Annotated in this window: 13 protein-coding genes and 1 pseudogene; 4 read left to right on the forward strand and 10 right to left on the reverse strand. The window is 63.3% G+C overall.

Annotated features, from left to right (window positions below):
- Positions 1-10 precede the first annotated feature (10 nt).
- Complete coding sequence (locus tag ABD283_RS03945; protein WP_344223703.1) at positions 11-202, forward strand: hypothetical protein; 192 nt, start codon at positions 11-13, stop codon at positions 200-202.
- A gap of 64 nt (positions 203-266) precedes the next feature.
- On the opposite strand, the gene ABD283_RS03950 is transcribed toward ABD283_RS03945, so the two are convergent.
- Positions 267-1,649 (reverse strand): uracil-xanthine permease family protein, encoded by a 1,383-nt coding sequence (locus ABD283_RS03950; protein WP_344223704.1) that lies wholly within the window; start codon positions 1,647-1,649, stop codon positions 267-269.
- A gap of 98 nt (positions 1,650-1,747) precedes the next feature.
- Here ABD283_RS03950 and ABD283_RS03955 point away from each other — a divergent pair, with 98 nt between their 5' ends.
- Positions 1,748-2,428 (forward strand): metal-dependent transcriptional regulator, encoded by a 681-nt coding sequence (locus ABD283_RS03955; RefSeq protein WP_344223705.1) that lies wholly within the window; start codon positions 1,748-1,750, stop codon positions 2,426-2,428.
- A gap of 223 nt (positions 2,429-2,651) precedes the next feature.
- Here the strand turns inward: ABD283_RS03955 and ABD283_RS03960 are convergent, their stop codons facing one another.
- The 7 genes from ABD283_RS03960 to ABD283_RS03990 form a co-directional block, all read right to left on the reverse strand.
- Complete coding sequence (locus tag ABD283_RS03960) at positions 2,652-2,942, reverse strand: YrhK family protein (protein WP_344223706.1); 291 nt, start codon at positions 2,940-2,942, stop codon at positions 2,652-2,654.
- A gap of 169 nt (positions 2,943-3,111) precedes the next feature.
- The gene (gene pgm, locus ABD283_RS03965) at positions 3,112-4,746 is read right to left on the reverse strand and encodes a phosphoglucomutase (alpha-D-glucose-1,6-bisphosphate-dependent) (protein WP_344223707.1); all 1,635 of its coding nucleotides are present in this window, start codon (positions 4,744-4,746) and stop codon (positions 3,112-3,114) included.
- A gap of 66 nt (positions 4,747-4,812) precedes the next feature.
- Positions 4,813-6,321 carry an amidase gene (locus tag ABD283_RS03970; RefSeq protein WP_344223708.1) on the reverse strand — a complete coding sequence of 503 codons (1,509 nt, stop codon included), beginning with the start codon at positions 6,319-6,321 and terminating at the stop codon, positions 4,813-4,815.
- A 330-nt stretch (positions 6,322-6,651) separates the two neighbouring features.
- On the reverse strand, positions 6,652-7,995 hold the full coding sequence (gene gabT / locus ABD283_RS03975; RefSeq protein ID WP_315278894.1) for a 4-aminobutyrate--2-oxoglutarate transaminase: 1,344 nt from the start codon (positions 7,993-7,995) through the stop codon (positions 6,652-6,654).
- Positions 7,996-8,039: 44 nt separating this feature from the next.
- Entirely contained in the window at positions 8,040-9,515 is a 1,476-nt protein-coding gene (locus ABD283_RS03980) for an NAD-dependent succinate-semialdehyde dehydrogenase (protein WP_315278892.1), read from the reverse strand.
- Between the two features lie 105 nt (positions 9,516-9,620).
- Positions 9,621-11,048, reverse strand: coding sequence for an APC family permease (locus tag ABD283_RS03985; RefSeq protein WP_344223710.1), 1,428 nt, complete (start codon positions 11,046-11,048; stop codon positions 9,621-9,623).
- 509 nt (positions 11,049-11,557) lie between these two features.
- Positions 11,558-11,881, reverse strand: coding sequence for an ArsR/SmtB family transcription factor (locus ABD283_RS03990; RefSeq protein WP_016996806.1), 324 nt, complete (start codon positions 11,879-11,881; stop codon positions 11,558-11,560).
- Positions 11,882-12,007: 126 nt separating this feature from the next.
- Here ABD283_RS03990 and ABD283_RS03995 point away from each other — a divergent pair, with 126 nt between their 5' ends.
- Entirely contained in the window at positions 12,008-13,387 is a 1,380-nt protein-coding gene (locus ABD283_RS03995) for an NAD-dependent succinate-semialdehyde dehydrogenase (protein WP_095797680.1), read from the forward strand.
- Positions 13,388-13,478: 91 nt separating this feature from the next.
- On the opposite strand, the gene ABD283_RS04000 is transcribed toward ABD283_RS03995, so the two are convergent.
- Both ABD283_RS04000 and ABD283_RS04005 read right to left on the reverse strand, forming a co-directional pair.
- The gene (locus ABD283_RS04000) at positions 13,479-14,201 is read right to left on the reverse strand and encodes an MFS transporter (protein WP_315278882.1); all 723 of its coding nucleotides are present in this window, start codon (positions 14,199-14,201) and stop codon (positions 13,479-13,481) included.
- Positions 14,202-14,277: 76 nt separating this feature from the next.
- Positions 14,278-14,601 (reverse strand): annotated as a pseudogene (locus ABD283_RS04005) (MFS transporter); the annotation flags it as partial.
- Between the two features lie 444 nt (positions 14,602-15,045).
- Here ABD283_RS04005 and ABD283_RS04010 point away from each other — a divergent pair.
- A complete protein-coding gene (locus ABD283_RS04010; protein WP_095797681.1) occupies positions 15,046-16,086 on the forward strand; it encodes an Lrp/AsnC family transcriptional regulator in 1,041 nt (346 codons plus the stop codon).
- Positions 16,087-16,142 lie beyond the last annotated feature (56 nt).

The raw sequence follows: 16,142 nt of genomic DNA on the forward strand, positions 1-16,142 counted from the left end.
CCGGCTACCCATGCTCATCTGTGAAGGGCCGGAAATCACCGACCGACTCACCGGCGCCACGGTGGAGCGCAGGACCTTCACCCCGGGCGAGCTGGGTGTCTCCTCGCTGGGACACCACGGTCTGGTCCGCCGCTCGACCGGGCGCAATGCGTGGCCCGCGCTGGAGAGGTGGCTGAGCGGCGTCGTCGGCGACGTGGCATAAGCGAAACCAGATAGAAATGGGGGTTGCTCACCGTGGTGAGCAACCCCCATTTCTACTGTCTGACCTAGCCCAGCGGCGACGGCGTCTTGGAGGTGTCCGGGGTCAACGGGTCGGAGCCCACGGAACCGCGCACGCGGGCAATGAACGCCATGAGGTGGTAAATCACCAGGGTCGCGGCGGTGCCCAAGGCGATGCCCGCGAAGTCCAGACCGAATACCGACCACGTGTAGTCGGCGATGCCCACGATCATGGCAACGGCCGCGGTGGTGAGGTTGACGGGGTTGGAGAAGTCCACGCGGTTCTGGACCCAGATGCGCACGCCCAGCATGCCGATCATGCCGTACAGCACCGTGGCCGCGCCGCCCAGGACACCCTGGGGAACGGTTGCAACGGCTGCGCCGAACACGGGCATAACGCTCAGCAGGATCGCGACGATCGCGGCGACCCAGTACGCGGCGGTGGAGTAGACGCGGGTGGCGGCCATGACTCCGATGTTCTCCGCGTACGTGGTGGTACCGGAGCCACCGCCGGAGCCGGCGATGATGGTGGCCAGGCCGTCGGCCATGATGGCGCGGCCGGCGTAGGGGTCCAGGTCGTCGCCGGTCATGAGCGCTACGGACTTCACGTGCCCGATGTTCTCGGCCACGAGCACCAGGATCACGGGGATGAAGAGCCCGGCCAGGCTCAGGTGGAACTCGGGGGTGTGGAATTGGGGGAGTCCGAACAGGCCCTGTTCCTGCCACGCGGCGTTGATCGCGGTGAAGTCGACCTCGCCGCGGATTACGGCGGTCACGTAGCCGATGGCCACGCCCAGCAGGATGGACAGGCGGCCGATCAACCCGCGGAAGAGCACAGAAATCAGAATGATGGAGCCCAAGGTCACCATGGCGGTAACCGGAGCTTCCATGAAGTTCGCCTTGGCCGAGGGCGCCAGGTTGAAGCCGATGAGCGCCACGATGGTGCCCGTGACCAGCGGCGGCATGAGTTTCTGCAGCCATCCGGTGCCGGCCAGCTGCACGATCACACCGATGATCGCCAACGCGATGCCGGCCATGACCACACCACCGAGCGCACCGCCGGGACCGTACTGATTCATAGCCGCTGACATCGGGGCGATGAACGCGAACGACGAGCCCAGATACGAGGGCACACGTCCCGCGGTGAGGATCAGGAACAGGATGGTTCCGATGCCCGAGAAGAACAGCGTGGTCGCCGGTGGGAACCCGGTCAGCAGCGGCACCAGGAACGTTGCGCCGAACATCGCGACCACGTGCTGGGCGCCGATCGAGATCGTGCGGGGCCATACGAGCCGCTCGCGCGGGGTGACGACGTCGCCGGGGGCCACGGTGCGTCCGTCCCCGTGGAGCCGCCAGCCCAACCCAAGGCGTTGTGCGAGGCCGGGGGAAGCGGTGTCGTTCTGAGGGGGAGTGGACGGTGACGAACTCATGAAGGCTCCTAGACAGCGGCGCGTGGCGTCTGACGGGCGGCTGGGAAATGAGTACCGCCCGCCAAATTCTAATCCGGGGCGACCGGTACCCTGGACACGTGCAACCCGCAGAGCTCAGTTCCTCCACCCAGGACTACCTGAAGACCATTTGGCAGTTGGGGGAGTGGTCACCGGAGAAGGTCACCACGACTACCCTGGCCGCACGCATGGGGTTGGCAGCGTCCACGGTTTCGGAGGCGCTGAAGAAGCTCACGGCCCAAGGTATGGTGACGCGCCCGTCCTACGGTGTGGTCGAGCTGACCGACGAGGGCCGTTCGGTGGCGGTGACCATGGTGCGCCGACATCGGTTGCTGGAGACGTTCCTGACCACCAAGCTCGGGTACGCGTGGGATGAAGTGCACGACGAGGCTGAGGTGCTTGAGCATGCGGTGTCGGAGAAGTTTCTGGATCGAATCGACGCATTGATGGGGCATCCGTCCGCGGACCCGCACGGGGATGTGATTCCTTCGCCGAGCGGTGTGATTGCTGCACCCACGGCTGTGCAACTGGTGGATGTGCTGGATCCGGTGGCCGTTGACGTGGTGCGGGTTTCAGATGACGACCCAGCGACCTTGCGCTATCTAGCCGGTGTCGGCGTGGTTCCGGGTACGCGGTTGAGGGTGCTGCCGGATTCGGGATCGCCGGGGATGATTGCGGTGTCGGTTGAGGCAGCCGCACCGGCTTCTGTGGTCAGCATGGGCGTTCTCGCTGCTGAAGCGGTGTGGGTGACGCGGGTTTAGCGGCCGGGTCCTTGATCTGAGTCAGCTTTAAGCCACCGCCAAATCTTAGGCACTAAAAAGCCACCTGGACCGCGTCCAAGTGGCCTTTTGATGACTGAGAGTTCGCGTGTCAGCGCGCGTTCCGCACGAGCCGGTGTGGGAGCGATATCCCCAACATCCCAGTCCTCAAAAGTGCATTTTTAGGCCGCTCAGGTGCATCTTTACGGACTGGAATGTTTGTCGTTCAGAAGTCCCTGCTCGTGGCAGCATCGCTGCCGGGGTTGATCTTCTTCAAATGGGTGCGGCGGGCCAGACGGATCACCGGTCGAACGAGCATTAGCGCACTGCCGATCACGAACAGCCAGGTCGCGAAGGTCATGGTGGCCTCGGAGAAGAACAGGAACGAGCCCACCAGGAAGATCAAGCCGATCAAGATGTCATTGCTGATGGACGCGATCTCATACCGATCCCGGATGATGAGCTCGTGGTGACCGACTTCCAACGTGATGTTCTTCTTCTTGCCATGACTGACCATGACGTCCATCGTGCCGCTCGCCACTGGGGCCCAGCAACAAGACGGATCCAAGGGGCGCTGGATAGTCAAAAAGGGCAGGGGTTGGCACTGAAACTCCTGGTCTCAACGCCAACCCCTGCCCTGAATGTGCAACCACGGCGGAGATCACCGCAGAAGCCAGAAACAGAAGCTACCCAATCACCGAATCCACCAGCGCCTTGGCTTCCTTCTGCACCTGTGCGAGGTGCTCGGATCCCTTGAAGGACTCGGCGTAGATCTTGTACACGTCCTCGGTGCCGGACGGACGGGCGGCGAACCACGCGTTCTCCGTGACGACCTTCAAACCGCCGATGGCCGCACCGTTACCCGGAGCCTCCGTAAGCTTCGCGGTGATCGGTTCACCGGCCAGGGTGTCCGTGGTGACTTGTTCCGCGGAGAGCTTCTTCAGCGCCGCCTTCTGCTCGCGGTTGGCCGGTGCATCAATGCGTTCGTACACCGGATCGCCGAACTCCTCGGTCAGCTCTGTGTAGCGCTGCGACGGCGTCTTGCCGGTGCGGGCGGTGATCTCCGCGGCCAACAGGGCCAAGATGATGCCGTCCTTGTCGGTCGTCCAAGTGGAACCGTCCATTCGAAGGAACGATGCACCCGCGGACTCCTCGCCGCCGAAACCAATGGAACCGTCAATCAGGCCCGGCACGAACCACTTGAAGCCCACGGGGACCTCATCCAGACGGCGCCCAAGAGACGATGCCACGCGGTCGATGATCGATGAAGACACCAAAGTCTTGCCGATCCCCGCATCTGAGGACCAGCCCGAACGGTTGCGGTACAGGTAATCAATGGCCACGGCCAGGTAGTGGTTCGGGTTCATGAGCCCGGCATCCGGAGTCACGATGCCGTGCCGGTCCGTGTCCGCGTCATTACCGGTCGCGATGTCGTACTTGTCGCGGTTACCGATCAACGAGGCCATGGCGTTGGGGGAGGAGCAGTCCATGCGGATCTTCTCGTCCCAGTCCAGGGTCATGAACGCCCACTGGGGGTCCACCTCGGGGTTGACCACGGTGAGGTTCAGCCCGAAACGCTTGCTGATCTCCTCCCAGTACGCCACGGAGGCGGAACCCATGGGATCCGCGCCAATGTGCAGACCGGATTTCGCAATGACATCCAGATCGATGATCGAAGGCAGATCCGAGACATACGAGTCCAGGAAGTCGAAGGTACCGGTGGTCGCTGCGACCCGAGCGGCGTCGTTCGAGACGCGCTGCACGCCGTCGAGCCCGGCCTCCATGAGCTCATTGGCGCGCGCGGCGATCCACTCGGTGGCATCCGAATCCGCGGGGCCGCCGTGCGGGGGGTTGTACTTGAAGCCGCCGTCGGCCGGCGGGTTGTGGGACGGGGTGATGACAATGCCGTCCGCCTGCTCGGCCGCCCCGGACGCGTTGTACTTGATGATCGCGTGGGACAGCGCCGGGGTGGGCGTGAAACCCTCACGCGAATCCAGCAGCACGTTCACGCCGTTGGCCGCGAGCACCTCGAGTGCGGTGTCCTGCGCCGGCCCGGACAGCGCGTGCGTGTCCTTGCCCATGAACAGCGGGCCGGCAATACCCTGCCCCGCGCGGTACTCCACAATCGCCTGCGTGATGGCCGCGATATGGGTGTCGTTGAACGAGGTCTTGAGCGATGATCCACGGTGCCCGGACGTACCGAACGCCACTCGCTGATCGGGATCACCGGCGTCAGGCACGCGGTCGAAATACGCCGCGATCAGCTCGTCGATGTTCACAAGGTCACTGGGTTGGGCTACGGTGCCCGCACGGTTCGCCATACCCCAAACCTACTCGGGAAACCCGCGCTCGTCAGTGACGCGACGCAATGTTCCGTTCGATTGCACTCACGCGGCCCGCGGGTCCGTGGGCGGGTTCAGCTGCGCGGCCAGGGAGAGCAGCCACGCCTCGGACGACGCCGCTCCCACCAGTTGCACCCCCATGGGCACCTTGCCGGGGTAGTCACCGGATTCCGGCTGCGTCCACACGGTGGGAACAGTGATGGCCGGTAGCCCCACCACGTTGATGAACGAGGTGTAGGGGGTGTACTGGCACTGCCGCTCGTAGTCGCGTTCTGCGCTGCGAGGATCGGCCATGTCGTAGCCCTCGAAGTACCAACCAATGGGCCGCGGGGGCATCGCTAGAGCTGGCGTGAGAATCATGTCGTACCGGGCATATTGGGCGATGGTGTCGGCCTCGAACACGCGGATCGCGCTCACGGCGTCCGCCAGCTCCACGGCCGAGCGGTTCAACGCGGCTTCTCGGAAGTGCCGCGCCAGGCCGGTCAGGTGCGAGTCTTGCCCGTCGGCCAAGGGGATCTGACCCACGGCGGTCGTCCACAGTTTGAAGAAGTTCTCCGCGTAACCGGGCAGGTAGTTGATCTGGGCTTCTTCAACTTCGTGGCCCAGCGACTGCAACTGGCGGACGCCCTCGGACAGAGCGAGCTCTGCTTCGGGGGAGACAGAGATGTCGTAGCTGCCCTCGAACGGGGATGCCGTACTCACGCCAATCCGTAACGGACGATCTCCCCATGGTGCATCCCCGGCCAGCGCGCGGCTCACCACGGATGTGAACGACCGTTCCGGCACTGCTTTCACCGGCCGATCGATGGCGGTGTGGCCCGGGGTGGAGCACAGCACATCCATGAGTAGGGCGGCGTCCAAGGCGGTGCGCGTGATGGGGCCGTTGACGCTCAACTGCCCCACGTTGTTCAGCGCATCGCTGCTCGGGACTCGTCCACGGTTCGGTTTGAGCCCGATCAATCCGCACGCCGCGGCAGGAATTCGCACCGAACCGCCGCCGTCCGAACCGATCGCCCCCGCCAGCATCCCGGAGGCCACAGCCGCAGCCTGGCCACCAGAGGAGCCCCCAGGGCTGTGTTCCGGCGAATGGGGATTGCGCGCCGGCGGAAATATTCTGTTCTCGGAATAACAATTGAGCAGGAACTCCGGGACTTGCGTCTTGCCGAGCATGATGGCGCCCGCTGTCTCGAGGGTCCGCGCGAGAGGGTCAGAGTCGGCAGCGATCGGGAACTCGCCGTCCTCGTCCTGGTTGATCAGGGTTCCGAAGGTCGTGGGCATCCCCGCGACCTCGTGGCCGTCCTTCAGTGCCGTGGGTACACCCAGCAGCGCTGGCAATTCTGCTTGAGCGGACGGGTCCGACGCCGCCTCGGCCAGTTGTTCGTCCGCCTCCCGGGCCCACTTCATGGCAACTTCACGATCCACGTGAATGAACGCGCCCAAGGTGTCATTGAGCTCTTCGATGCGGTCGAGCGAGGATTTCACCGTGTCCTCGCTGGTGACCTGACCGTTGCGCAGTGCCAGAACAGTCTCGGTGAGTGACGGATAGTGCTCCACAATGGTCCTCCGGGTTCCGGGATGAAGTGGTAAACGGCAGGTTGGTCCCACCATCCCACATCGACCGTGAGGGTTTAAGGTTCCCTATCCCGCATTTCCGGCCGAAAACAGGGGATAAGGCACCCCAAACCTTCGGACCCGCGACGGCCCAGGTTGGCGGAGTGGAAGGCTCGGCCACGACAGGTGGCGGAGCGGCGTCGTCGTCCGCGGTAGCGTCAAGGTTGGCCAGGAACGCAGGAACGCAAGAAACGCAGAAACCCAGAAATGCGAACGGGCGGCCACCGGAAACCGGTGACCGCCCGTCGAAAAGCGCTACGTGCTCAGTTCAGATCAGGCGCCAGCCTCTTCAATGGCCTTGGCGAACACGCGCAGGCCGTCGCGCAGCAGGTCGAAGTCGATGACCAGCGGCGGCAGCAAACGCACGTTGTTGCCGAAGGTACCGCAGGTCAGGATGACAACACCCTGCTCGAGGCACTTAGCGGCAATCTGCTTGGCAGCGTCAGCGTTGGGCTTCTTGGAACCCGGCTCCACGAATTCGAGCGCCATCATGGCGCCGCGACCGCGCAGCTCGCCCACGATGGGGGAGGACTCGGCCAGGTCGCCCAGCTCTTCCTTGATGATCTTCTCGATCTCCAAGGCGCGCTCGTTGAGGCCCCACTCTTCGATGGTCTCAATGGCGCCCAGGGCTGCTGCACAGGCGACGGGGTTACCGCCGTAGGTGCCACCCAGGCCGCCGCCGTGCACGGAGTTCATGATCTCCGCACGGCCCACCACACCGGACAGCGGCATACCGCCGGCGATGCCCTTGGCGAAGGTCACCAGGTCGGGCTCGATGCCCTCCCACTCGGAGGAGAACCACTTGCCGGTGCGAGCGATGCCGGCCTGGACCTCGTCAGCCACGAACACAGCGCCGTTGTCCTGGCACCACTTGGTCAGCGTGGGCAGGAAGCCCTCGGCGGGGACGATGAAGCCACCCTCGCCCTGAATGGGCTCGATGACCACTGCGGCAACGTTCTCTGCACCGACCTGCTTCTCGATCAGGAGCAGCGCGCGCTCGGCGGCTTCCTGACCGGTCATGCCGTCAGCATCACGGAACGGGTAGGACATGGGAACGCGGTACACGTCAGAAGCGAACGGACCGAAACCCTGCTTGTAGGGCATGACCTTGGAGGTCATGGCCAGCGTCAGGTTGGTGCGGCCGTGGTACGCGTGATCGAAGACGACCACTGCGCTGCGCTTGGTGTAGGTGCGAGCGATCTTGACCGCGTTCTCCACTGCCTCGGAACCCGAGTTGAACAGGGCCGCACGCTTGTCGAAGGAACCCGGGGTCAGCTCGGCGATCTTCTCGCCAACCGCCACGTAGCCCTCGTACGGGGTGACCATGAAGCACGTGTGGGTGAACTTCTCCACGGCTTCCTTGACCTTCTCCACGACCTTGGGAGCGGATGCGCCCACGGAGGTCACGGCGATGCCGGAGCCCAGGTCGATCAGCTGGTTGCCGTCGGCATCCAGGATCACGCCGCCGTCCAGCTTGTCCGCGTACACGGGCACGGAGGACGCCACACCGGAAGCGACCGCGTTACTGCGGCGCTCTGCCAGCTCAACGGACTTGGGGCCCGGGATGCTGGTCTTCAGGTCACGCTTCTGCTCAAGCGTGTATTCGATTTCAGCCATAGTTGTCTGATTGTCCTTTGGAAGGGTGAAAAATTAGGTGTGGATTAGGCCCAGGGGGAGGGCAGGCCCATGTACTGAGTGGTGGTGTACTCGGCAATGCCCTCGGCGCCGCCCTCACGGCCCAGGCCGGACTCCTTGACGCCACCGAACGGAGCGGCGGCGTTCGAGATCACGCCGACGTTCATGCCCAACAGGCCATACTCGATGCGGTCGCCGATGCGCAGCGCACGCGAGATGTCATTGGTGTACACGTAGGAGGCCAAGCCGTACTCGGTGGAGTTGGCCAGACGCACGGCGTCGTCCTCGTCCTTGAAGGTGATGACCGGAGCCACGGGGCCGAAGATCTCTTCCGTGAACACGCGGCAGTCCTCGGTCACGCCGGTGATCAGGGTCGGCTCGAAGAAGTAACCGTTGCCGTCCACAGCCTTGCCGCCCACGCTGATGGTCGCGCCCTTTTCCTTGGCGTCTTCCACAAGCTCGACGACGCCGTCGCGGGCCTTCTTCTCGACCAGCGGGCCCACATCGGTGCCCTCGTCCATGCCGTTACCGGTCTTGAGCGCGCCGAGCTTCTCACCGAACTTCTTGGAGAACTCCTCAGCCACGGACTCGTGCACCAGGAAGCGGTTGGCCGCAGTGCAGGCCTCGCCCATGTTGCGCATCTTGGCGGCCATGGCGCCCTCGACAGCCTTGTCCAGGTCTGCGTCCTCGAACACGATGAACGGGCCGTTGCCGCCCAGTTCCATGGAGGTACGCAGCACGCGGTCCGCAGCGGTCTTCATGAGCTGCTTGCCCACGGGAGTGGAACCGGTGAAGGAGACCTTGCGCAGGCGCGGGTCGTCCATGATGGGGCCGGAAACCTTGGAGGCGGAGGCCGAGCACACCACGTTGAGAACACCGGCGGGGATACCCGCCTCGATCATCAACTTGGCAAAGTACTGCGAGGTCAGCGGGGTGAGGCGCGCAGGCTTGAGGATCATGGTGCAGCCTGCGGCCACGGCGGGAGCAACCTTGCGGGTTGCCATTGCCAGCGGGAAGTTCCACGGGGTGATCAACAGGCACGGGCCAACCGGCTTGTGGGTCACGATCATCTTGAGGTTGCCCTCGGGGGTGTCCGCGTAGCGGCCGTAGTGGCGGGGTGCTTCCTCCGAGAACCAGCGCATGAACTGGTTGCCGTAGGCAACTTCACCCTGCGATTCCTTGAGCGGCTTACCCATTTCCAGGGTCATCAGGGTCGCGAGCTCGTCGGTGTGTTCCTTCACCAGGTTGTACGCGCGCATCAGAATGTCCGAGCGCTCGCGGGTGGAGGTGCGTGCCCAGGACTCCTGAGCGTTCGCCGCGGCATCCATGGCAGCGCGGGAATCTTCTTCGGTGGCCGAGGCCAGAGTGGCCAGGACTTCACCGGTGGCGGGGTTCTCGACGTCAAAGGTGCCGCCGTCGGAGGCATCGCGCCATTCTCCGTTGATCAGCAGACCCTTGGGAGTGGCTTCAAGAAGTGCAGAAATTTTCTCTTGGTTAGTCATATCGTGCCTCTCTCACAACTTCATCCTAGAAATTGTGCAGCTGAAGGTGCTTGGGCGCAATGCCCCTGAGTCCATGTTATGCCCCGGCGCAAGTCCGGGCATCCCTTATTTCTTGCGGGCTTCCACGGCAGCCACCAGTCGGGGTTCCGCGTCTTCTCCCGGTTCAATGCCTCGGGGGATGCGCAGCAGGAAGATCAGTCCGAGCAGCCACCACAAACCGAAGATGACATAGGGGGCTACACCGAGGCTGGCCGGCATGCCCGGGATGTACAGGATGGCCAATCCGGCACACAGGACGATCGACAGGATTCCGATGACAACTCCGCCGTTCTTGCGGCCGCCGATTCGGTACGGGCGTTCCATCGAGGGTTCGCGCTTACGGAGGATCACGAACACCACGGAAACCAGCAGGTACGCAATCACAATGGAGGGTGAGCCTGAATCAACTAGCCAACCCAGCATTTCCTCGCCGAAGAACGGCGCGATGAAGGACAGTGCGCCCACAAAGAGCAGTGCGTTGATGGGTGTGCCGTACTTGGGGTGGATCTTGCCGAACCAGCGCGGCAGCATGCGGGAATTCCCCAGGGCCCAAAGCAACCGGGAAGCGCCCATGAGCAGGGAGTTCCAGGATGTCAGAATGCCGGCCAGACCGCCGGCGAGAAGCAGGTTGGCCATGGCCTGGGAGTTGAACACGGCTCCCACCGCGTCCGCCACGGCGATGTCGGCCACGGCCAACTCGGCTACCGGCAGCGAAGCCGATGTGGTGAGAATCACCATTCCGTACCAAACGGTGGCCAGCAGGACGGCGATCACGATGGTTCCGCCGAGCTTCTTGGGCGAGAGGTTCATCTCCTCGGAGACCTGAGGGATTACATCGAAACCGACGAACAGGAACGGCACCACCACGAGCACGGTGAAGAATCCAGCCATCCCGTTGGAGAAGAAGGGTTCCATGTTCTGTTCCGACCCGCCGCTGAAGGCCCCGAAGATCATGAACAGGCCCACAATGGCCAGGAACAGAATCACGAAAATCTGCACGGTTGAAGCCTGCTTCACCCCTCGGATGTTGATCCAGGTGATGATCACTGCGGAGAGCGAGCCGACCAGCGCCCACGTGAGATTCACTTCGAAGCCGGCAATGGTCCACAGAGGAATTTGGCTCAACCCCGGGAAAATGTACTGCACGGTTCGCGGTACGGCCACGGCCTCGAACGCCACGATGGTGATGTAGCCGACCGTAATGCCCCACGAGCCGATAAAGGCCCAGCGCGCACCCATGCCGCGCAGCAAGTAGTTGTGCTCACCGCCCGCTGCGGGCATGGCGGCCACGAGCTCGCCGTAGACCAGACCCACAACCGTCATGATGATGCCACCGGCGAGCATGGCCAGCGCGGCGCCCATGGTTCCGGCGTCATCCAGCCAGCCGCCGGTGAGCACGACCCAGCCGAAGCCGATCATCGCGCCCACCCCGAGTGCAATGGCATCTATCCGGCCAAGGACTTTCTTGAATCCCCGTTGGTCTGTGTGAGTCATGGGCACGTCCTATCGAGCAAGTAATGCGAATTGATGTCCTTATTATGTCGCTCGAAGGACTCAATTGGGCTTTTCGCCGCTCCATTGCGCGTTGCCCACCTTTGCAAGGTTGCTTCCCGCCGACGACGCCGCGCCCCAGGTTTCGTTGGATCCTCCCGGCGCACGTGGTGTTTCGTGGGAACCTCTTGGGATCGCCGCGAGGGTTCCGGCGGAACCAGAAGCGTCACTTAAGGCGCCGGCGGCACCTCATGCGGGGTGGATACGCGTGGGGAACCCCACGCAATGTGCATGCGCGGGACTCGCCGTAGAAGGAGTGCATGACAGCGGGGACCCCGCCCTTAAGGGCAAGGTCCCCGCTGTACTCGCTAGCGGGCGGTGCCCGCTAAAGCGAAGAGGCTAGATGGTCTTGCGATCAGGCGGCGTGGTTGCACTTCTCGCATGTGCAGTTCTCACAGGTGCAGGTTTCGCACGTGCAGTTGGGGCCGCACTTCTCGCAGGCGCAGGTGGTCTCAGTGGTTGCAGCGCTCATTGTGGTGCTCCTTGGTGTGTTGATGGGCGTCCAGGAAGACGTGCGCTACGTGCTCGTCGATCAAGCGGTAGCGCGTGACTCGGCCGTCGCGGAAACCTTCCACGAGGTGGGCCTCTCGCAACACCTTGAGATGTTGCGAGACCAGGGGTTGGGACAGACCCAACTCCTGTGACAGCTCTCCGACGAACCGGGGCTCCACGGTGAGTCGCTCCACGATGGCGCAGCGAGCCGGGTTGGCCAGCGCGCCGAACAGACGAGCCACATCCAGATAGGGGGACAGCGGCCCCGTAGCCTCGGTTGTCATAAGACCATCCTTATATAAGAAATTTGCGATATCAAGCCCCGTGGGGCCCGATGCAACACAGAAGGAGGACTCTCGCCCTCGGTGAACGCTGTTCGCCAAACCCTGAGTGAGGCATAACCTAGGGGTATGGCTTACGCAACAGTTAATCCCGCCACAGGCGAAACCGTAAAAGAGTTCCCCACCGCAACGGATCAAGAGATCAAGGACGCAGTGAAGCGTTCCGGTGAGGCCTACAAGTCTTGGCGCAACACTCCCGTTTCGGAGCGCGCCCAGCTCATGCACAAGATGGCTGAGCTGTACCGCGAGCGCAAGGAAGAGCTCGCAAAGATCCTGACCGACGAGATGGGCAAGCCCAAGGCTCAGGCCATCGGCGAGGTCATGATCGTTGCGGGTATCTACGACTACTACGCGGACAACGCAGAAGGCTTCATGGAAGGCCGCACCCTGGAACCGTCCACGGGTGGCGAAGCTCGCGTGGTCCTGGATTCCACCGGTTCCCTGCTGGGCATCATGCCCTGGAACTTCCCGTACTACCAGGTGGCTCGTTTCGCAGCACCCAACGTGATGCTGGGTAACACCATCCTGCTGAAGCACGCCGGTAACGTTCCGCAGTCTGCCGTGGTGCAGGAGGAGCTCTTCCACGAGGCGGGCTTCCCCAAGGATGTTTACATCAACATCTTCGCTTCCAACGACCAGATCGCTGACATCGTGATCCCGGATCCGGCTGTGCAGGGTGTGTCCCTGACCGGTTCCGAGCGCGCAGGTGCCTCCGTGGCCGCCACCGCTGGTAAGAACCTCAAGAAGGTCGTTCTGGAGCTCGGCGGTTCCGACCCCTTCATCGTTCTGGACGACCAGAACGTGGAACGCACCGTGAAGAACGCCGTGATGGGTCGTATGTCCAACAACGGCCAGGCGTGCACCAACGCCAAGCGCTTCATCGTTCTGGAAGACGCCTACGAGTCCTTCGTGGACAAGTTCGCGCAGGCTGTCCAGGGCATCGAGCCCGGTGACCCCTCGGACGACAAGACCTTCCTGGGCCCGATCAGCACCGTGGGTGCTCGTGACGAGATCATGGAGCAGGTCCAGGACGCCATCGACAAGGGCGCGTCCGTGCTGGCCGGTGGTAAGAAGATCGAGCGCGACGGCGCATGGATGGAAGCTACCGTCCTCGCTGACGTGACCCCCGAGATGCGTGCCTACGCCGAGGAGATCTTCGGCCCGGTGGCCGTGGTCTACAAGGTCAAGGACGCTGACGAAGCGATCGAACTCGCCAACTCCTCGCCCTTCGGCCTGGGTGGTTCCGTGTTCGGCGCGGACGAGGCCGCCGCTCTGGAGATCGCCAAGCGCGTTGACTCCGGCATGGTGTTCGTCAACGAGGTGACCGGCACCGCTCCGGACCTGCCCTTCGGTGGCGTCAAGCGTTCCGGTGTGGGCCGTGAGCTGGGCCCCTTCGGTATCGAAGAGTTCGCCAACAAGAAGCTGCTGCACACCCCCGCCAAGAAGTAAGGCAGGGTTGACCGTTCTCGAACGGTAGACAGACGAAAGCCGCCCCCGCACCTGGAAAAGGTGCGGGGGCGGCGTCGTTCTGGGGAAAGCTTTAGTGGCGCAGGTCCTTGCCCTTGGTCTCGGGAAGGAAGAATGCGACCACCGATGACACGAGTAGCAGCAGGCACACGTACACCGAGAAGGCGCTCACGGAGTACTGGGTGCTGATCCAGTTCTGCAGGTAGGGTGCGGTGCCACCGAAGATGGCCACGGCCACCGCGTACGGGAAGGCCACGCCCACGGTGCGCACGCTGGTGGGGAACAACTCCGCGAATACGGCCGGAGTGTTGGCCAGGGTGGCGCCCATGAAGAGCAGGATGAGTGCGGCGGGGAAGACCAGGGACACGAAGGTCTGACCCACCATGGCGTTCATGGGGAAGAACGGCAGCAGCGGAACAACGTTGCCGATGATCAGTGCGGGGCGGCGACCGAATCGGTCGGAGAACTTGCCCCAGAACGGCAGGGAGATGATGAGTACCACGTTGGCCAAGAGGCTCGCGTTGAGCGCGGTGGCCTGGGGCATGCCGTGGACCACCACGGCCTGCTGAACCGCGGACACGGACCACACGTAGTAGCACACGGTGCCGCCAATGGTCAGGCCGATCACGCGGAATGCGGACTTCCAGTTGCGGCGGAACTCGGGCCAGATCGAGGGGCGCTTGGCCTTGTTGGACTTGAAGGTTTCGGACTCGTGCAGTTGTGAACGGCCGACCAGGGCCCACAGGCCACCCAGGGCGCCGATGAAGAACGGAACGCGCCAGCCCCACTCGCTCATCTACTCGGGGGGAGAGGAACAGGTTCATGATGACGCCCATGAAAATACCCAGGCACGCGCCAATGGTGCCGGACACGTAGATCATGGAGGACCAGAGGCCGCGGCGCTCCGGGGGAGCCATCTCCGCCAGGTAGGTCTGAGCGGTGGGCATTTCGCCACCGTAGGCCGGACCCTGAATCAGGCGTGCGGCCAGCAGCATGATGGCGGCGAACACGCCCGCGGTCTCGAAGGTGGGTGTCACGCCGATCATCAGCGCGCCCAGTGCGATACCTCCGACCGTGGTCAGCAGTACAGCCTTACGACCCACGCGGTCGGCCATCCAACCGAAGAACAAACCGCCGATCGGGCGGAAAATGAAGCCCACGGCAAAGATGGCCATGGCGCCCAGGATGGAGGCCACGGGATCCGACGGGTTGAAGATCTCGCGAGCAAAGTAAATGGAGAATGTCGCGTAATTACTCCAGTCGTATCACTCCAGGGCGTTGCCAATGCCCGTGTTGATGAGGGTTTTCCTGGAAGAGACGGCAATGCCGCCCGGATTGGTCTCCGAGTAAGGGGTGGCAGTTGAAGTAGCCATAACGTGCATCCTGAATCGGTGGAGCGATGCCTCGTGAGGGGCGCCGCGAAAGAAGTAGAAAGTGGCGGGTGCTACAGCTCGTATAGGCAATTGTGCACGATGCGTTCCAGATTACCAAGACCTGTGTAAGATTTTTTTCAGTTCACGGGCACATGCCGCGATTTTGTTTCAAATTATTGCCCCAGCGTCTGAAACCACAGACCCAGGGTCATCACCCTGACTTTGTAGAATCATGTATCGGCCACCACACACATCTAAGGGAGATCCATGGCAAGCAACGGCCAGTCCAAGACTGAGCTGTCCGACCAGGACTTGGAGCTCATCAGCCTGCTGCAGTGGGCACCCAGAATCACCTGGGGTGAAGCCGCCGAGATTCTGGACGCACACCCCACCACCCTGGCCGGACGCTGGGAGAAACTGCGCAGCTCCGGCGCAGCCTGGATCACGGCCCAGGTCAATCTCAACGATCCCCGCAATCTGTTGTCTTTCCAGGAGATCTCCTGCGACGCCCAGCAGTGGGACCACGTGGTCAAAGAGCTCGTGGCCATGCCGGAGGTGCTTTCGGTTGAGGCTTTCTGCCGAGAACCGGACCTCGGTCTCACCGTGGTCAGTCGGGATCTGCAGTCGCTCTCGCGCATCATCGAGGAGAAAATCTCCCGCGTTCAGGGCATCGTGAAGATCCACAACATGATCTCCACCAAGCTCCACCGTGCCGGTGACAAGTGGCGTCTGGACAGGCTCAGCGATGAGCAGCGGGCCGCCGCGCAGGCCTGGGTGAAGGCTGAGCAGGAGTCTCTGCCCGTGAGCAGCACGCCGCTGGGCGAGGATCAGCGTCCCGTGATCGAAGCGCTCATGCTCGACGGTCGCGCTAGCGCGGCGGAAATCGCTCGCACCACCGGCCTGCACCCGGCCACCGCCCGCCGGTATCTGCACAAGGTGCTCGCTTCTGGGATGTTGTCCATCCGGTGCGATTTGATCCAGCGGGTCTCCGCATCGCCCATCACGGCGCAGTGGTTCACGCGCCTGGACGCGAATCTGCACGAAACGGCGGCGGAAGCGCTCTCGCACGACCCTCGTACCCGCGTGGTCACGTCCATCACCGGGCGTGCGAACCTGATGGTCGTCATGTGGTTGGGCTCGGTGGGGGAGATCCTCGAGGCCGAACGGGCCATCCAGTCCGCGGTGTCCGGCATCGAGACCCAGGAGACGGTGGTGTCCCTGCGGCCCATCAAGCGCATGGGATGGGTCCTGGGCACGGAGGGTCACGTGGGTAAGAAGTTCGTTTCGCCCGAGCTGCACCTGAGCTAACCTTCTGCGGCCTGTCCCGTCTCCACGACGGGTTCGCCAACGACGCCGCCCCGGCA

Origin of the sequence: Kocuria atrinae (genome assembly GCF_039531425.1) — a bacterium.
GTDB lineage: Bacteria > Actinomycetota > Actinomycetes > Actinomycetales > Micrococcaceae > Kocuria > Kocuria atrinae.

Coding starts and splice junctions, on each gene's coding strand:
- ABD283_RS04010 (WP_095797681.1), top strand. CDS start 15,046: ATGGCAAGCAACGGCCAGTCCAAGACTGAGCTGTCCGACCAGGACTTG.
- ABD283_RS03980 (WP_315278892.1), bottom strand. CDS start 9,515: ATGACTAACCAAGAGAAAATTTCTGCACTTCTTGAAGCCACTCCCAAG.
- ABD283_RS03945 (WP_344223703.1), top strand. CDS start 11: ATGCTCATCTGTGAAGGGCCGGAAATCACCGACCGACTCACCGGCGCC.
- ABD283_RS03950 (WP_344223704.1), bottom strand. CDS start 1,649: ATGAGTTCGTCACCGTCCACTCCCCCTCAGAACGACACCGCTTCCCCC.
- ABD283_RS04000 (WP_315278882.1), bottom strand. CDS start 14,201: ATGAGCGAGTGGGGCTGGCGCGTTCCGTTCTTCATCGGCGCCCTGGGT.
- pgm (WP_344223707.1), bottom strand. CDS start 4,746: ATGGCGAACCGTGCGGGCACCGTAGCCCAACCCAGTGACCTTGTGAAC.
- ABD283_RS03960 (WP_344223706.1), bottom strand. CDS start 2,942: ATGGTCAGTCATGGCAAGAAGAAGAACATCACGTTGGAAGTCGGTCAC.
- ABD283_RS03990 (WP_016996806.1), bottom strand. CDS start 11,881: ATGACAACCGAGGCTACGGGGCCGCTGTCCCCCTATCTGGATGTGGCT.
- gabT (WP_315278894.1), bottom strand. CDS start 7,995: ATGGCTGAAATCGAATACACGCTTGAGCAGAAGCGTGACCTGAAGACC.
- ABD283_RS03995 (WP_095797680.1), top strand. CDS start 12,008: ATGGCTTACGCAACAGTTAATCCCGCCACAGGCGAAACCGTAAAAGAG.
- ABD283_RS03985 (WP_344223710.1), bottom strand. CDS start 11,048: ATGACTCACACAGACCAACGGGGATTCAAGAAAGTCCTTGGCCGGATA.